Annotated in this window: 13 protein-coding genes; 3 read left to right on the top strand and 10 right to left on the bottom strand. The window is 43.0% G+C overall.

Annotated features, from left to right (window positions below; translation table 11 throughout):
• Positions 1-52: 52 nt before the first annotated feature.
• The 5 genes from NQ488_12940 to NQ488_12960 all read right to left on the bottom strand — a co-directional run bounded on the left by NQ488_12940 (position 53) and on the right by NQ488_12960 (position 7,306).
• Complete coding sequence (locus NQ488_12940; protein UWN95442.1) at positions 53-2,113, bottom strand: hypothetical protein; 2,061 nt, start codon at positions 2,111-2,113, stop codon at positions 53-55.
• A 34-nt stretch (positions 2,114-2,147) separates the two neighbouring features.
• Positions 2,148-3,062, bottom strand: a complete 915-nt coding sequence (locus NQ488_12945) for a sugar phosphate nucleotidyltransferase (GenBank protein UWN95443.1) — start codon at positions 3,060-3,062, stop codon at positions 2,148-2,150.
• Between the two features lie 134 nt (positions 3,063-3,196).
• Positions 3,197-3,982: a hypothetical protein gene (locus NQ488_12950; GenBank protein UWN95444.1), complete on the bottom strand. Its 786-nt coding sequence runs from the start codon at positions 3,980-3,982 to the stop codon at positions 3,197-3,199.
• Positions 3,983-4,215: 233 nt separating this feature from the next.
• On the bottom strand, positions 4,216-6,009 hold the full coding sequence (locus tag NQ488_12955; protein ID UWN95445.1) for a sensor domain-containing diguanylate cyclase: 1,794 nt from the start codon (positions 6,007-6,009) through the stop codon (positions 4,216-4,218).
• A 121-nt stretch (positions 6,010-6,130) separates the two neighbouring features.
• Positions 6,131-7,306, bottom strand: coding sequence for an FKBP-type peptidyl-prolyl cis-trans isomerase (locus NQ488_12960; protein ID UWN95446.1), 1,176 nt, complete (start codon positions 7,304-7,306; stop codon positions 6,131-6,133).
• A 178-nt stretch (positions 7,307-7,484) separates the two neighbouring features.
• On the opposite strand from NQ488_12960, the gene NQ488_12965 reads away from it, so the two are divergent.
• Positions 7,485-8,537 (top strand): FAD:protein FMN transferase, encoded by a 1,053-nt coding sequence (locus tag NQ488_12965; protein UWN95447.1) that lies wholly within the window; start codon positions 7,485-7,487, stop codon positions 8,535-8,537.
• A gap of 5 nt (positions 8,538-8,542) precedes the next feature.
• Entirely contained in the window at positions 8,543-9,388 is an 846-nt protein-coding gene (locus tag NQ488_12970; GenBank protein ID UWN95448.1) for a glycosyltransferase, read from the top strand.
• Positions 9,389-9,512: 124 nt separating this feature from the next.
• On the opposite strand, the gene NQ488_12975 is transcribed toward NQ488_12970, so the two are convergent.
• On the bottom strand, positions 9,513-10,115 hold the full coding sequence (locus NQ488_12975; GenBank protein ID UWN95449.1) for a hypothetical protein: 603 nt from the start codon (positions 10,113-10,115) through the stop codon (positions 9,513-9,515).
• A 219-nt stretch (positions 10,116-10,334) separates the two neighbouring features.
• Here NQ488_12975 and NQ488_12980 point away from each other — a divergent pair, with 219 nt between their 5' ends.
• Positions 10,335-11,060, top strand: a complete 726-nt coding sequence (locus NQ488_12980; GenBank protein ID UWN95450.1) for a hypothetical protein — start codon at positions 10,335-10,337, stop codon at positions 11,058-11,060.
• Positions 11,061-11,198: 138 nt separating this feature from the next.
• On the opposite strand, the gene NQ488_12985 is transcribed toward NQ488_12980, so the two are convergent.
• The 4 genes from NQ488_12985 to NQ488_13000 form a co-directional block, all read right to left on the bottom strand.
• On the bottom strand, positions 11,199-12,770 hold the full coding sequence (locus NQ488_12985) for a DUF3794 domain-containing protein (GenBank protein UWN95451.1): 1,572 nt from the start codon (positions 12,768-12,770) through the stop codon (positions 11,199-11,201).
• 26 nt (positions 12,771-12,796) lie between these two features.
• Positions 12,797-13,231, bottom strand: coding sequence for a protease complex subunit PrcB family protein (locus NQ488_12990; GenBank protein UWN95452.1), 435 nt, complete (start codon positions 13,229-13,231; stop codon positions 12,797-12,799).
• Between the two features lie 71 nt (positions 13,232-13,302).
• Positions 13,303-14,322, bottom strand: coding sequence for a UDP-glucose 4-epimerase GalE (galE, locus tag NQ488_12995; GenBank protein UWN95453.1), 1,020 nt, complete (start codon positions 14,320-14,322; stop codon positions 13,303-13,305).
• A 23-nt stretch (positions 14,323-14,345) separates the two neighbouring features.
• The gene (locus NQ488_13000) at positions 14,346-16,412 is read right to left on the bottom strand and encodes a hypothetical protein (protein UWN95454.1); all 2,067 of its coding nucleotides are present in this window, start codon (positions 16,410-16,412) and stop codon (positions 14,346-14,348) included.
• Positions 16,413-16,421: the final 9 nt, after the last annotated feature.

Below are 16,421 nucleotides of genomic sequence, written 5' to 3' on the forward strand. Positions count from 1 at the left end.
TATTTATCTCCATTCCTGCGCCAATGCGCACTGCAAATTTGGAATCTGCCGCTTACTTAGGTATTCTTCCGAGCACTTCTGTACTCGAATTCTCTCCAAGGATATTAGCTCTTGGAGCTGCAGCTGCCGCCTGAGTCTCTCCTGAAACATTCTTCTCTTCCTCAAGCTTAGCTTCTTCTGCCTTCTTAAGCTCCTCAGCACGCTTTGCTTCCTCGGCTCTCCTGGCAAGTATTCTGGCTACAGCTTCTTCTTCAGCTTTTGCAGCTGCTGCCTCTTCCTCTGCCCTGCGTCTTGCTTCTTCCTCTGCCTTGATTCTGGCTTCCTCTTCTGCTTTCTCTATCGCAAGTCTCTGGGCTGCTGCCTTAGCTGCTGCTATGCGCTCCTCTTCGGCTCTGGCTGCCGCAAGACGTTCCTCTTCAGCCTTTCTTTCTGCCTCTTCTCTTGCAAGTCTTTCCTGAGTCTCACGAAGTGCTTTTTCAGCTGCTTCCTGAATTGCTCTCTCTTCTGCTTCCTTAGCAAGTCTCTCTGCCTCAGCTGCCTTTCTTACTTCTTCCGCTGCAAGCTGTGCCGCTAATCTGTCAGCTTCTTCCTTAGCCTTACGCTTAGCTTCCTCTTCTGCCGCTCTCTGTGCAGCAAGTATTCTTGCTTCCTCCTCAGCCTTGCGCTTAGCTTCTTCCTCTGCTGCTTTCTGTGCAGCTATAAGAGCCTCTTTCTCTTCTATTGCTTTTCTGCGCGCTTCCTCTGCAGCAAGACGTTCTGCCTCTTTTGCTGCTTCCTCAGCTGCTTCTCTCTCTTCTTTCTCACGTGCTTCCTTAAGAGCTTCCTCTACAGCTGCCTTCTGTGCAAGGTCTTCGGTTGCCTGTGCCTCAGCTTCCTGCTGTCTCAAGGCTTCCTGTGCTGCCTTAAGTGCTGCTGCTGCGGCGGCTCTTGAAGCAAGGTCATCTGCGCCACGTACAATATTTTCTTCTGCAGGCTTGCCGGCAGTATTATCAGATTCTTCCGCCGGCACTGCTGCATCCTGAGCCTGCTGTTCCTCTGTGTTACTGCTCTCTTCAGGCAGAACTTCATCAACTACAGCTTCGACAAGCTGCTCTTTTTCTTCCTCTTCAAGAGCATCTTCCATTTCAAGCTCAAGGCTATCATCCTCCGGTTCTTCTTTCTGCTGTGGCTCCTGCTCCGGCTGATTCTCTGCCTGTGGCTCCTGTGTATGTTCAGCTTCAGCTGCTGTATCATCATGCTCTACAAGTTCAATATCATCAGTCTCTTCAAGGCGCTTAGCCTCCTGAATCCTGTTATATGCCTCTTCAAGTGCTGCCTGTGCTTCCTTGGCAGCCTTCGCAGCTTCTTCTGCCTTGGCTGCCTGTGTAGCCGCATGCTGTGCTGCCTTCTCTGCCCCATCCTTAGCTTCCGCCGCCTTATTGCCTGCGTCTGCATCATCACCCCAGATAAGGATATCTTCATCTTCTGATGGCTTAGGTGCTCTCTCCTGCTTCTGTGCAAGTCTCAAAGGTTCCTGACGGTAATAGCGCTCATACTCATCTTCGTCATCGTCCTTCTTCTTGCCAAATGCCGTCATAATAAGAGCTATTATAAACTCAATTACAAATATGACTGCTGCTGCGGCAGCTGTAATATATGCTGTGTATTTAATAAGATCAGGCTTTATTGCCACACCTGTGGATGTTCCTTCCTGAAGGACTGATATCTCTTCAACAGGAATAACCTTCTTGGCATTACTGCATGCGCTCCTGGCAATCGCATCAACATACTGCTTTGCAGTATTCTGGTCAGGATTACGCACAGTAAGCTCAATTACATTACTGTCTGCCGGTGAACTTACAGTAAGATATGAAGCAAGATCTTCGGAATTACCTGCAATACTCTTTGCCTCAGATATAACTATCTCACTCTTAAATATGATAGAAAAGTCTTCCTTAAGTCCGCCGCTTCCTGCACGAAGAGCCTGTTCACTATCCTTGCCCGGTATTACATAAAGCTTGGATGTAGACTCATAAACAGGTGCAATCTTATTATACAATACCCCATATGAAACGCCTCCGGCAATCATAACTGCCAGAATCCATATTAATGCAAATCTTGCAAATTTTCTCATACCCGTCTCCCTTTCTTATATGTATCCTTCCTGCTTAGTAAAGGCTCTCCGGATACTTGCCTTCGTCAATAAGCTTTCTTATGGAAGCTACAACCGTCGGCTTATCTTCCTTGTATGTAACACCAAACCACTTATCGTTAGACTCAAGAACCGTAACGGCAGCTCTTCCATCCTTAATCATTGAATCAACAATTGACGGAAGAAGATACTCACTCTTAATGTCGCCTTCCTTAAGTCCGCCAAGGAACTCTCTGAATCCCGCGTCAAGCACATCAAGAAACTCAGGTGTGAATCCCCACATATTCATTGACACATGGCTCTTAGGATCGATAGGAACAAGCTTACCATCCTTCTCATAAGCCGCACCGTCGGCAGTCTTTACAATTCCTGAAGTCTCATTAACACCGATAAGATGTTCATTATCATCAACAACACATACGCCTCTTGTTACTGCACCATTATCGCTTAATGTATTGCCAAGGATAAATCCTGCCATACACATATCATACTCAACATCTGTCTTATGTCCGTCAGTAAGATATTCATGAATCTTCACAAAGCCTTCCTTGCCATAATAGTCATCTGCATTGATTACCATAAAAGGCTCATTAACCACACCCTTGCATGCAAGAATTGCCTGACCTGTTCCCCAAGGCTTCTTTCTGCCTTCAGGTACACCAAAGCCTTCAGGAAGATTGTCTATCTCCTGAAATACATATTCTACATTAACCTTTGTTGCGATTCTGTTGCCTATTACTTCCTTGAATGTCTCCTCAAGATCCTTACGTATTACAAATACAACCTTATTAAATCCTGCCTCAACCGCATCATGGATTGAATAATCCATAATAATCTCACCATTAGGTCCCATTGGCTCAAGCTGCTTAATTCCGCCGCCAAATCTGCTGCCGATTCCCGCAGCCATAATTACAAGTGTAGTGTCTTTCATCTTTTCATACCGCACCAGCAGCCCCTGCTGCCAGATGCTTCTCCCTTCTGGATTAAAGTATATTATTTTTTATTGTAACACATATAATAAGAAATATCATTAATGTTTTAAAAAATATGCATACATCATATATATTACTGTACCTCAGGATAGTAGTACCAGCATATTCTTGTCACATTGCCTGCCGCATTGGTATAGTACATAAGCTGTGAGTAATCATCACTGTAGCTTGCGAACTCTCCCTTATACGGAGGCTGGAAGCTCAGATATTCAAGTATACTGCCACCACTCTCCATATCACCATTGCCATTATAATTAATCATTCCATATTCTATTGGGTCCTTAACCTTCTGTTCCTCAAGCCTGTCAAGTGTTCTGCTGCCATATAGGAACTTGCCTAGTATAGTTGCATTGTCATCGCTCATCACATTGGCATTAAGGCAGTTGGCATCCCTGTAGAACTTATCTCTTACGTCCTGTGCACTCATCCCCGCATGTGTTCCTCTTGTAAATGTCTTCGCCGGGTCAGTGCTTTCAACTCCGCACAGCTTCATAGAGCCATTCACACTCCAGAATATCAATGTACTCTTCGTACCGTCAGCGCCATTATATGTGAATACTCTCTCAGGTGTCGATTCCGCAGCCGGTGTCTTATCATCGTCAGGAGCCCCAACTGCTGCCATGACTTCTTCCGGCGTCATTCCCATTACAGCCTTGCCAAATACCATATCCTCCGTAGAGAATCTGCTCTGGCTGCTCTCCGGCAGCTGCGCATATGTTGAAGACTCTTCTTCAATATATCCGTCTGTGTCAGCAGCATCCGTGCTGTCTCCCGCTCCGGATGAACATGCTGCAAACGAAACCGCTGCTATGCATATGGCTGTTGCCGCCATATATTTTCTTAATGTCTTAAAATGCATGAATCCCATTTCCTTTCTGTTAGAATGCCACAAGTAAGCTGCCAGTGGTCTTCCATCGTTCTCCGCCTATTATACATCATCCGGCGGATAACGCCAATATATCAAAATGCTCATTCACATTATATTCACAAATAAAAAAGCTGCCGGTTCTGTACTGCACAACATTGTCATCATGCAGCACAGGACACCGGCAGTCCTTTAATTCCAGTTAAAATATAAACCAGCAGTAATTATCATAACTTATCACTGTTCATTACCAGTTCACATATAAGCCTTCCTGCTATTGTCATGTAATTGCGGTCTGATTCAGAACGCTTACTGCTTCTATTGAAGACATCAAACGATATCATGACTCCGCCGTAATTCCCATCATCCAGCCACACCTGAACAAATGCTGTTGTCTCCTGCTTTTCAAGTGCAGAATATACCATCGGATAATGTGTATTAAGATGTCTCGTATTATTCTCCGAATAGACACCGCTCTCGTCAAAGTTAGACTTATAATCTCCATCATACATCGGGAAATTATCTATTGCTCCGATATACTTACCGACCGAATATACACGTTTCCAACCGTTTCCCTTGTATATGGCAATTCCGTCAACATCAAAATACTCCTGTAGCTTGGCAAGTGCCTCGTCAAGAACAGCAAGTCCGTCCGAATGAAGCTTAAGTACAAGTTCTGAAATCATTGAAATCTTCTTCTCGTTGCTCAGCACCGCACTTATGCCAAGCGGTCTGTCACTCTCCTCAGACGCATCAAGCTTGCCGTGCTTACTCTCATCATATATGATATATCTGTTCTTGCCTTTTGCCTTGGCAATGTAGAGCGACTTATCAGCTTTCTTAAAAAGCTCATCATAAGCTGTTCCGTCATCCGGATACTTTGAAATTCCTATCGATGTCGTTACTGCAAAATCCTTAATAACACCGCTGTAAGCCCAGAGAATATGCTTTGTTATAACCTTCAGGATTCTTCTCAACTCTGCCTCATCAAGTATATTCTCAAACAATACAAAGAATTCATCCCCGCCGAATCTTCCGACCTTGCCGCGCTGTCCGACAACACTTCTTATAATCTCTGACACCTTGGACAGTACCTGGTCTCCGAACATATGTCCGTATGTGTCATTGATTCTCTTAAAGTCGTCAACATCCATGATTGCAAGATACATTGCCTTATCACCGCCGGCATTAATTCGTTCTATTGTATATTCACTTATGGCACGCTTATTGAGTAACCCTGTTCCCGAATCTCTTGCTGCTTCAGTAAGATAATACGCTTTATCATCATGTGAACGGCTTGTTGACTTCATCACACCTACAGAAAGGCTCTTCCCATCATCACTGTATATGGTCCCGCCATTAACTTCAAAACCCGACTCAAGCTCAGGAACTCCGAATATACTTCCGTTAAGCTTAAGATTAAATCCATCGACACCATTGCGGATGCACTCTGCAAATGTTTCAAATGCTGCTTTATCCGAATGCTCCGTATCGCCTGACTCTACCCTGCGTTCAACATCTGCAAACTTTTCTCTGAAAAGCATTACATTCTTGGCATTATTATATCTGTATACCATAAGTTCATCATTTTTGTAATCATACTCATAGAATACCTGGTTAGACAATCCTAAGAATCTTCGGTACTTATTCATGTTCTGCATATAATGCCTGAACTTGCCCTGAATAGTCATAATATCATAAAAGCTGATTTCAACCGACTCAGTACCATCAATAATCCTTTTGCCAATCTTCATCGTAATATACAGCCATACATACTTATCATTAGCATTGCGGAATCTTACTATAAGATCCTGTTCCCCCTCGTTAAGCTTCTCATAAGCCGAGAAAAACGAAGGCTGGTCTTCCGGATGTATCAGTTCCGGAAATGCATACCCCGAATTAGCGCCTAGCAGATAATATGCATTCTCATCTCCGTTAGCGACTATATATCCTTTTTTAAGTGAAAGTTCCCCAAAATGTGACTTTCCATCCGAATTATTCCTGTAACCGGTAATGTCCATGTTGTTCACCCCCATAAGTGCAACTTACGTACAACTATCCTTTGCAAATTATTATAGTCCTATAGTACTATATTTGCAAGTACTATCATATTCTATTTTATATTCTATTTTATTCTCTATTTTATTTTTCTACCGCGTTATTAAGCAGAATGTCCGAAACCTTATCTGCCAGCACTGCATATCCTACTTCAAGCTTGACATCATCACTCTTCTGCCCCAGCGAATCAAGCATGCTCTGATATGAATCATAATTATTCTGTGATGCTATAAGCTCTCCATATTCATTAATCTCATCATCTGATACGGTAACACTTTCCTTCTCGCCTATAAGTGTAAGTATCATCTTCTCCTTAAGATAATTGCGTGCGTACTGGTCAGCATATTCATTGAATGCAGCCTCATCCGCGAAGCCGTATACATTCTTAAGATATGACTCAAATGAATCTATCCCGCTGTAATAAGTACCATAATATGAATATTCTGACTTAACATTATCATTGATAGTCTGCTTAAGATCCGCAATCTCATCCTCAGGATATCCGCTCACAGTTGTTGTCTCGTTAATCTTATCCCAGACTGCACTGTACTTATTACTGTCAAAGCTCTGCTGTGCGCTGTCCTTAAGTGTCTGCTCAACATACTTCGTGAATTCATCCGTTGTCTGTGCCTGAGTGTCATATGAACCTGTTGCTACTATCGTCTTAACAAAATCATCATTATACTCAGGGAGAGTTGTTGTCACTATTGCATTGACCTTAACATTGAAATTAACATCCTTGCCTGCAAGGTCTGAATTGCTGTATGAATCATCAAAGTGACAAGGTATGTCATATTCCCTGCCAACCTCAAGTCCTGCAAGTCCCTTATCAAGATCCTCGATAAATCTTCCTGAACCGATTGTATATTCTACATCAGTAGCTGTTCCTCCGGAGAATGCCACTCCATTGAGCGTTCCACTGTAATCAAGCTTAATCTTGTCTCCGAGCTTCGTTGTTCCTGTTGTAACCTCGGTATTCTCACCCTTACTGCTTCTTATATTGTCAATATAAGCCGTAACCTGATCCTGTGTAACATCCAGGGCTGACCTGTCTACCTCTACCTCAACTCCCTTATACTCTCCGAGATTAACATACTGCTTATATGTCTCAAAATCCTTCTGAAGCTGTTCTGAATAATTCACACCGGATGTGTTTCCCTTAGTGCCTGCCTCACCTCCGTTATCTCCCGGCTTGCCACACGCAGTAAATGTCAGCGCCATGGTAAGCATAAGTGCTGCTGCCAAATAACTTTTCCTCATTACAAAATCCTCCTAAAATACAATACCGCATAACTGCCGTATCTTATTATTTATACCATGTTTTCATATAAATTAAAAGTAATTTAAGCAAATTCACATTCATTTCACATTGTACTCATAACCTTAACATGCTAAAATCATTTATTATTGAAAATATGTATCGAAAGGCTTGCCTCACATGAAAAAGATATTATACAGGTTATACAGAATAATATGCCTATGCATGCTTGCATCAGTACTAACAGCTGCACTATCAGCTGCGGCCGGATGCTCCTCTCCGGCAGGACATTCCTTTGCACTCCCGGAGCCTTTAAGCGTGTCCGGTTTCAAGCTGAATACCTATGTTGAAATCAAAGGCTACGATACCACATCCAACAGGAAGCTTCTCACTGAAGCACTTAATCTGTGCGACAGATACGAGATGATATTTTCGCGCACTCTTACCGACAGTGAACTGTCAAGGCTTAACCGTCACGAGATTACGACTGTAAGTGCACCATTGGGGGAACTCATATCTTACGGCATAGAATACGGTCAATTATCCGGCGGCAGTTTTGATATCAGCATCGGTTCCGTGTCATCGCTCTGGGATTTCACTTCCGGCAATCCTTCTGTCCCTGACACCTCTGACATTGCCGGTGCCCTTGAATATGTAGGATATGACCGGATAACACTTGCAAAAAATGAAGATGGGACTTATAATGTATCAATTCCCGACAAAATGATGCTGGACCTTGGTGCAATCGCCAAAGGCTATATTGCCGACCGCATTAAAGATTATCTCACGGATAACGGCGTCAAAAGCGCACTTATTAATCTTGGCGGTAATGTCTTATGCATCGGTAACCGGCCTGACAACAGTGCGTTCAATGTCAGAGTCCGCAGGCCTTTTGCAGAATCTTCCGCATATATCTGTTCAGTAAATGCTTCAGATATGTCAGTGGTATCATCAGGTACATATGAAAGATGCTTTACATATGGCGGGAATTTTTACCATCATATACTTAACCCTGCTGACGGATATCCGTACAACAACGGCCTTACACAGGTAACAATATTTTCAAAGACTTCTGTTACAGGTGACTGCATGAGCACGGCCTGTTTTACCCTCGGTCTTGATAAGGGGCTTAGTCTTGTTGAGAATACAGACGGGGTTGAGGCCGTCTTCGTCACGGAGGACGGTTCACTGCATTATAGCAGTGGAGCGAAGCAATATTTACAGGAGTATTAACAGTAATGGAACCATTAGTAAGCATAATAATTCCGGTATACAATGCACAGAAGACTATTGAGCGTTGTCTGTGCAGCATACGGAATCAGACTTTTGACAACTTTGAAGTTCTTATGGTCAATGACGGAAGTCATGACCACTCCATGCGCATTCTTGAAAAATTTGCCAGCCTGGATCCGCGTTTTATTATAATTGACAAGAGTAACAGCGGCGTTTCTGACAGCCGCAACATTGCCATGGACTGCGCATGCGGAAAGTATTTTCAATTTGTTGATGCTGATGACTGGATTCCGTCTGATGCTGTTGAATCCCTGGTCAACGCTGCCGAAAAAAACAACTCAGACATGGTAATATGTGATTACCGCCGCGTAATAGGCCACATGTTCACGACAAAGGGACACATTGATGTATCAGGCACGATAAGCAAACGTACCTATGCCGAGTACATGATGAAAGCCCCGGCTAATTACTACTATGGCGTTATGTGGAATAAGTTCTACCGTGCTGATCTTATACGTGCACACCGCATAAAGTGCCCGCTTGAGCTTCAGTGGTGCGAAGACTTCCAGTTTAATCTTGAATTTCTTCAATACGCGGATTCCATATATGTGCTTACAAAGCCGCTTTATTATTATGTCAAGACCAAAGGCAGCCTTGTTGACAGCAATATTGACTTGCGCAAGACCGTCCGCACCAAGCGCCTTCTGTTTGACTACTACAGGGGATTATATGAATCACTTGATATGTACGAGCAGAACCGTCTCAGACTACAGACATTTTTTATAGATTTTGCAAGGGACCGTGTAAAATCCGACAAATATGATGAATATACGGAATCAGAACAATTATAGGCGGCATGGGATTATCCCGGTGCCGCACAAAAAAGAGACTGCCGTACCGGAATTAAAAGTTAATTCACGGTACGGCAGTCTCTTTTCTATAATCAATACACAATCTTTAGCCGGAGTATACTAATTACTCAGCGTCTGAGTCTGATGCCGTCGTATTCTTGTTGAAGAAATCATCAAACTTCTTCATTACCGCATCATATGTCCTGGATGAAATATCAGGAAGATCTTTGCCCCAGCTCTTAGTAGCTTCCTTGAAGCCCTTCTCAACTGCCTCTTTCATCTTCTGCATCTTCTCTTCATCGCCGCCTGACAGTGCCATTGCAAAGTCATATATTCTGTCTGATGTCTGGCTTACACCCCAGTATCCGTTATCTGAAATGTCTTCTTTTGCCTGTGCTATTGTATCAGCATCTGCCGTGAACTCGCCGTTAGCAAGCTTCTTCCACATATCATCAACAGAATTAATCTTCAGTCCCTGATCCTTGAATATCTTCTCAACAAGTGACTGCATCTGGCTGATTCTGCTGTTGGTATCTGCCTTCATCTTTGCAATAAGTGCTGAATTGGCTGTCTTTGATGTTGTCTTATCAGTCTTGGATGCCTCATATACTGCTGATGCTTCCGCCTGCCTGCTTGCAGATACATCCGAACTCTTGCCTGATGTTCTTGTAACACCGCTCTCATATGATGAATATGACGATCCTGACTGAACTGCTCCTATACTCATATAATTCCTCCATTCCGCCGCATCCTGCAGCAACATACTTACTTAAGGAAGTGTAACTGCCACCCTCCGTGGTAACACAAATAAAAGCATTATTCTGCTTTATTGTTATTATCGGCACACATTCCCCAAAACTTAATACCCGGCACTTTTTTCTTGTAAATATTTCATCATGCTGTTAAAATAGTTCTATAAATAATTTATTGAAAGGGGAACTACATTTTGACAGACAATAATGTTAATAATGAACCTGATTTGAAGGATGACAGCCTTGATGTTATCGAACCGCTCGAGATAGAAGAGACTGCAGATGAAGAGATTGAAATCGTTGATGTAGGCGACGTACCTCCTAAGGAGGTAGACCTCAATCTTGGAGATGAACCTTTTGAGATTGGCATGGATACCGTTGAGAAGATGGATGCCACATCCCAGCCGGCACCTGAAGAGATTGAAGACGCCGGTACTGATGCTCCTAAGAAGGATGTAATGCTTAAGGATTTCGATTCTATTTACGAATCATTCATGGGAGATGCCAACAAGAAGCTTATACTTATAGCTGCACTTGTTGCGATAATCGGAAGCTTCTTCGTGTTCTGCAAGATCAGCGTCAGCAATGATATGCCTGCGCAGGCAATCGCCGTATTCTTCAACGGACTGAGCGAGAGCTTAATCAGCAGAATCTTAAGCAAGATCTGCATTCTTGCAATCATTGCAGTTGTAGTGCTCGTCATGATCGATCTTAAGACTATTGCATCTAAGGTCATGCTTGCATCACTTCTTCTGTATGTAATACAGTGTACACTCTTTATCTTCCTTAGTGCCGCATCATACGCAATACCGGTGACATCATTAAGGCCCGGTCTCGGATTCATAATAACAACACTCGGCATTCTTGTAATGGCTTTCGGTGTACATAAGAACAAGGTAACCGTACGCCTCTATAAGTAATCAGCCTGTATAGAATTACATTACACAGCCGGAGGGATGACATATTGCAGGCAGCGCAGACGCGCCGCACATCAATATGTCATCCCTCCGGCATCATTATCTTATTATCTGATTATAATTGATCATTTTATCTGAATTTCAGTTCTGCAGGATTCCTTTCTTCATCAGTATGAGCCTGTCACCTGCATTTACCTCTTCCCCTTTTAACGTATTACATGTCTTTATATCATCAGCTGTCGTGTGATGCGATTTTGCGATTGACCAGAGTGTATCCCCCGGTTTTACGATATATCCGGTAATAAGCGGCAGTGACATATATTCAGCCTTGTCAGCCTCCTGTATTCTTATGTCATCTATAATATCACGCTTTGTACTTCCGAATACAATTACGTCAAGAGCTGCTGATGCCTTCACTTCAATTCCGTCCGAAGCTTTCACTGCATTTATCTTTTCAAGGTCAGCATTCATCATAAGCGATATAACCTCTTCCGCCTTCTTACCTCCCATTTTGCAAAAATCTTCCATTCCCCGTACCTCTATCTTCTGACCGAACGGAATCTCGCCTTTTACACAATAGAGCATTCCGCTCTTATCAGTACAGAGTGCATTTACATCAACTGTTCCATTGACCTCTACATTACTCTTCTCATAGGATATATCCTGCACCTTCACCTGCCCGCGGCAGCTGCATATATCTCCTATTGCTCCTGTATCTGTCTTAAGCATTCCTGCGGCACGGCATCTTGTATTATTATGTGTCATAAGCTTAAGAAGCTTTGCCTGCGACGTTACGGCTATTGCCTCACCTGCCGGAATATAGCAGTCCGTGACAATTTCATGATTTTTTTCCTCATATGCATGTATTCCAAGCTCACATACAGCTTCAGCTTCAAGCACTCTGTCCTCACCGTCAGCATCAGGTCTTATCTGGACATTTCCGCTCTGCTGTCTGCATGATACAAAGCATACCGCATCTGCAGATGCTCCGCTGACATCAACCGCCTGTGTGACATTTTCCTGAGATTCATGCCACATCATAATTCCATCATTACTCCTATATATGGCAAATATATTTACCAGAACTTCCGCATTAATTCCGGAATCCGTCATATGAAATGCAACAGGGCACACATCAACCTCATCCCATACAATCTCTGCTATATCAGGACTTGCTTTCGGTATATCAATATTGCATCTTATTCTGAGACTGTCTGTTGAATTGACCGTAAGCTGCGCATATCCTATGTTCTCTTTCTTTACCTGCAGACCGGAATCCTCAGCTGCACACTCATACGGAAGTTCAACATCCTCATATTTTTCACTGTAGAGCTTAACTGTTATTACCGCCCTCACATTAATCTTTCTTGAATTAACCACACGCACTATCAGGTCTTCAAGCCTTGTATCACACTGCACTTTTTCATCTGCTGATTCAACCTCGGCATTAATGCTCTCCATAAATTCCATGCTGCCTGTCATACATGCTGCTTCGTCACCGAGATACAGCACTGCTGCCGTAAGCACTCCGGACACCTGCGCTTTGCCGTCATTTATCCGTACACTGTCAACCTGCACTGTTCCTCTTTTATTAATGATTCGCTCTATATCCGGTTTTGAATCAGGCACATTAAAATCCTGATCAAAGCTTATCTGTGTCTCTACGATATTTTTTACAACGCTGTTATGTACGATATATTTTTCAAGTTCCATTGTCCCTCCCTACTGCTGACGTGCAGCTATTCAAATATTACCGGCTCACTCCGGTTCTCGATCTTAACCACAATGTACGGATATGTCTTTGCTTTGCTTATGTTCTCCTTTTTCTGCGGTCCTATAAGACTCGTCTTGATATATATTGCATTCTCACCAAGATAAATGCTGTCGAGCCTTATACTGTAACCTCCTGTCTGCTGTTCACCATATCCTGCAACTATGTACATATACTCATTGGTTGCATATGTAAGATGCATCTGTTCATTCTTTCTGGCGTCTATCATCTCAGCGAGCTCCTTTGGAACATCCTCATCCTCCACGACAGTATAGTCAAGATCCTGCACCTTATCGGGTGATGACCTGATAATCCCACAGCCGGCCTGCATCATAAGCGCTGCGGCTGTCAGCATGAAACACAGTCTCTTAAAAAATTTGAATCTGCCCTCTGTTCTACACAAAAAAATCACCTGCAAAAGACATTCTTAAAACATCTTATTACAGGTGATATGTATTTAGTACATATTTGTGGTTATTTTTCGGAATAGCCGTTAGGATTATTCTTCTGCCATCTCCATGAATCCTCACACATCCTGCGAAGATCGCGCTCTGCCTTCCATCCGAGTTCTCTTTCGGCCTTAGAAGGGTCTGAGTAACACATCGGAACATCTCCTGCACGTCTTGGCTTAAAGTCAAACGGAATCTCAATTCCCGAAGCTTCCTCAAAATTATGGATAACATCAAGAACACTGTATCCGATTCCTGTACCAAGGTTATATATTGCAAGCCCCGGCTTCCCGTTAAGCTTTTCAACAGCCTTGATATGTCCGAGTGCAAGGTCAACTACATGTATGTAATCCCTTATACATGTTCCGTCAGGAGTATCGTAGTCATTGCCGAATACACCGAGTCTTGCAAGCTTGCCAACTGCAACCTGTGTAATATAAGGCATAAGATTGTTAGGAATACCATTAGGATTCTCTCCGATTGTTCCGCTCTCATGCGCACCGATTGGGTTAAAATAGCGGAGAAGAATCACATTCCACTCAGGGTCAGCGAACTGTATGTCCGTAAGAATCTGCTCAAGCATTCCCTTAGTACGTCCGTAAGGATTAGTAATCTCACCCTTAGGACACTCCTCCGTAATAGGAACGAATTCGGGATTGCCATACACCGTTGCCGATGATGAAAATACAATATTCTTACAGCCATGCTTTCTCATCACATCAAAGAGCACCAGTGAGCCCGATATATTATTGGCATAATATTCAAGCGGCTTCCGAACAGATTCACCTACTGCCTTAAGTCCTGCAAAATGTATGCATGAGTCGATATTCTCATTATCAAACACTCTGTTAAGGGCCTCACGGTCATTGATATCACACTCATAAAAAGGAACTTTCTTTCCTGTTATCTTCTCAACCCTGCTTAATGCCTCACGGCTTGAATTACAAAGGTTATCAACAACAACCACATCATAGCCGGCATTCTGAAGCTCTACTACCGTATGACTTCCGATATAGCCTGCTCCTCCAGTTACTAAAATCGCCATAATTCCTCCATTCCATATACGTCCTACATCCAGAACGCAACAATATGCATTACCCTGTAATACAGCTCAGGATTGCTCTCAACAATACTCTCCGTATCGCTCATGAAAATACGCATAAAATTATAAAACATACCTTCGGCAAATGCAACCATCATAAAACATTTGTACAGCTTTAATGACAGTTCACTTCCATTCTCACTGATGTATTCATACAATGCAAATATGCCTATCGAAGCAGCTACAAAGAATATCCAGCAGAAATCCATCACATATCTTGCAAGCACACCTGCCATCTGTGTATCGGCAACCATAATAACAAGACCCGCAATCATCATTGCACGCATCATTGCCAGTGCCTTCTTATTCTTCCATATGCCGGCCTTTCCAAGAAATGCTGCCGCTACCGGCCACAGCCACATATTGCATGCAAGAATTCCTCCATACATTGTCTCGGATATTGTTGTACCCATATAGGTTGTGTTCACTCCAATGCTCTGAATGAACGGAAATACCGCCATCGTCTGCGGCGTCTCAAACAGAAATGAGAATATTCCAAGGAAAGTTCTTCCGGCAACAAAGCCTCTCTGTGTCATATCATTAGTTGTGAGGTTATAATTGGCACCGTAATCTATCGGCGAACCAAATCTTATATAATTGTAATACATTACCAGTATTGCTATAACAACATACGGGATTACAAATGCGGCAGTGTTGCCGTATTTCTTGCCGAGAAGCAGTATCTTCTTCTTAAATACCGGATCAAAGAACAGTGCAATTGCCGTAAATGATACGACAAGCTGCTGCGGTCTGCTTGCCGACACAAGTGCCATACACAGTGAACCTGCTGCAAGCAGCGGCCTTGACAATGTTCCATCCTCTTTAATACTCCGTATCCAGAAGCCAAGTCCCCACAATGACAGCACAACCGCCGTTATGATTGGAAGTGAATAGAAGTCAGGACGCATCATAATTGCAAGTGCCCCACAGCCCGTACACATCATAACACACGCAAGCATGTATATAATAAACGGTGTTTTCTTAAACCATCGTTCCACTACGCTTCCAAGCAGATAAAATGTTCCCGCAATAAGCAGCACTCCCATTATATATATTCCTATATATGTCTGGAAATCCTCTCCTGTTGCCAGATAATACGGCAGATAGAATATAAGCTCCGGCAGTACTCCGAAATACACATAATATCTGCCGTTATAATAAGATCTGTCCCATCTGTAATCCACATTAAGTCTGGTTCTAAGATCCGTATCATACGGATTATCCATCGCCTTAAGCTTGGCAGACGGCTCATCTTCGAGGCTTACGCTTCCATGTGCAAATGCTCTTGCAAGATCCTGGTACTGATAGTGCTGATCCCATCTCGGAACAACAAAATACGGATTGGAATTAACCACCTTGAAGAATATCAGGACAAGTCCTATTCCAACAATAAACTTAACGGCTTTTTGTTTTACATTTTTCCTGTCATAGATAAATGCATATGCACCGGAATGCGGTCTCAAAAGATACAGGACTGATAAAACCAGCCACACAACCGCAATCCTTCCAAATGAAATAAAGAACGGAACATGTGCATTATATGCAATGTCATATATGTGCATGACAGTTCCTATCTGCTCATCAAACTGAATCTTTATGTTATTGGTGTTACCGCTGAGATGCAGTGTTATATACTGGCTCTGCTTAACCTTATGGACAACGTCCCTGCTGCCAAGCTTCTGATACTGTGCATTAGCCGCATCATCGGCATACACTGATATCTGCGTTGTGTCGAACTTACCATTATAGATACTTGTCGAATCATAACCGGAAGCATTAAAAATCTGTACATCAATATACAGATTCTTAACATTGGTGTTAATATCTTTTATCTCTATATATCCGCCGGTACGGACCATCTTCAGGTTACCGTCATTCTGTTTGTTAAGCCCACCGCCGACAGTATAACTGCCAACCTGCGTCTGGTTATACCCCAGCGAAAATATTGCTTTATAATTGAACAGCAATAGCTCTGCTGCAAGTGCAATCAGAAGAATTACTATAAATGGCCTTGCTTTTTTAAATCTGAACATTAGTATATG

Source organism: [Bacteroides] pectinophilus (genome assembly GCA_025146925.1).
GTDB classification, from domain to species: Bacteria; Bacillota; Clostridia; order Lachnospirales; family Lachnospiraceae; genus Bacteroides_F; species Bacteroides_F pectinophilus.

Excerpts from the sequence above, each read along its gene's own strand:
- NQ488_12940 (UWN95442.1), bottom strand. The coding sequence starts at position 2,113 with ATGAGAAAATTTGCAAGATTTGCATTAATATGGATTCTGGCAGTTATG.
- NQ488_12945 (UWN95443.1), bottom strand. The coding sequence starts at position 3,062 with ATGAAAGACACTACACTTGTAATTATGGCTGCGGGAATCGGCAGCAGA.
- NQ488_12950 (UWN95444.1), bottom strand. The coding sequence starts at position 3,982 with ATGCATTTTAAGACATTAAGAAAATATATGGCGGCAACAGCCATATGC.
- NQ488_12955 (UWN95445.1), bottom strand. The coding sequence starts at position 6,009 with ATGGACATTACCGGTTACAGGAATAATTCGGATGGAAAGTCACATTTT.
- NQ488_12960 (UWN95446.1), bottom strand. The coding sequence starts at position 7,306 with ATGAGGAAAAGTTATTTGGCAGCAGCACTTATGCTTACCATGGCGCTG.
- NQ488_12965 (UWN95447.1), top strand. The coding sequence starts at position 7,485 with ATGAAAAAGATATTATACAGGTTATACAGAATAATATGCCTATGCATG.
- NQ488_12970 (UWN95448.1), top strand. The coding sequence starts at position 8,543 with ATGGAACCATTAGTAAGCATAATAATTCCGGTATACAATGCACAGAAG.
- NQ488_12975 (UWN95449.1), bottom strand. The coding sequence starts at position 10,115 with ATGAGTATAGGAGCAGTTCAGTCAGGATCGTCATATTCATCATATGAG.
- NQ488_12985 (UWN95451.1), bottom strand. The coding sequence starts at position 12,770 with ATGGAACTTGAAAAATATATCGTACATAACAGCGTTGTAAAAAATATC.
- galE (UWN95453.1), bottom strand. The coding sequence starts at position 14,322 with ATGGCGATTTTAGTAACTGGAGGAGCAGGCTATATCGGAAGTCATACG.
- NQ488_13000 (UWN95454.1), bottom strand. The coding sequence starts at position 16,412 with ATGTTCAGATTTAAAAAAGCAAGGCCATTTATAGTAATTCTTCTGATT.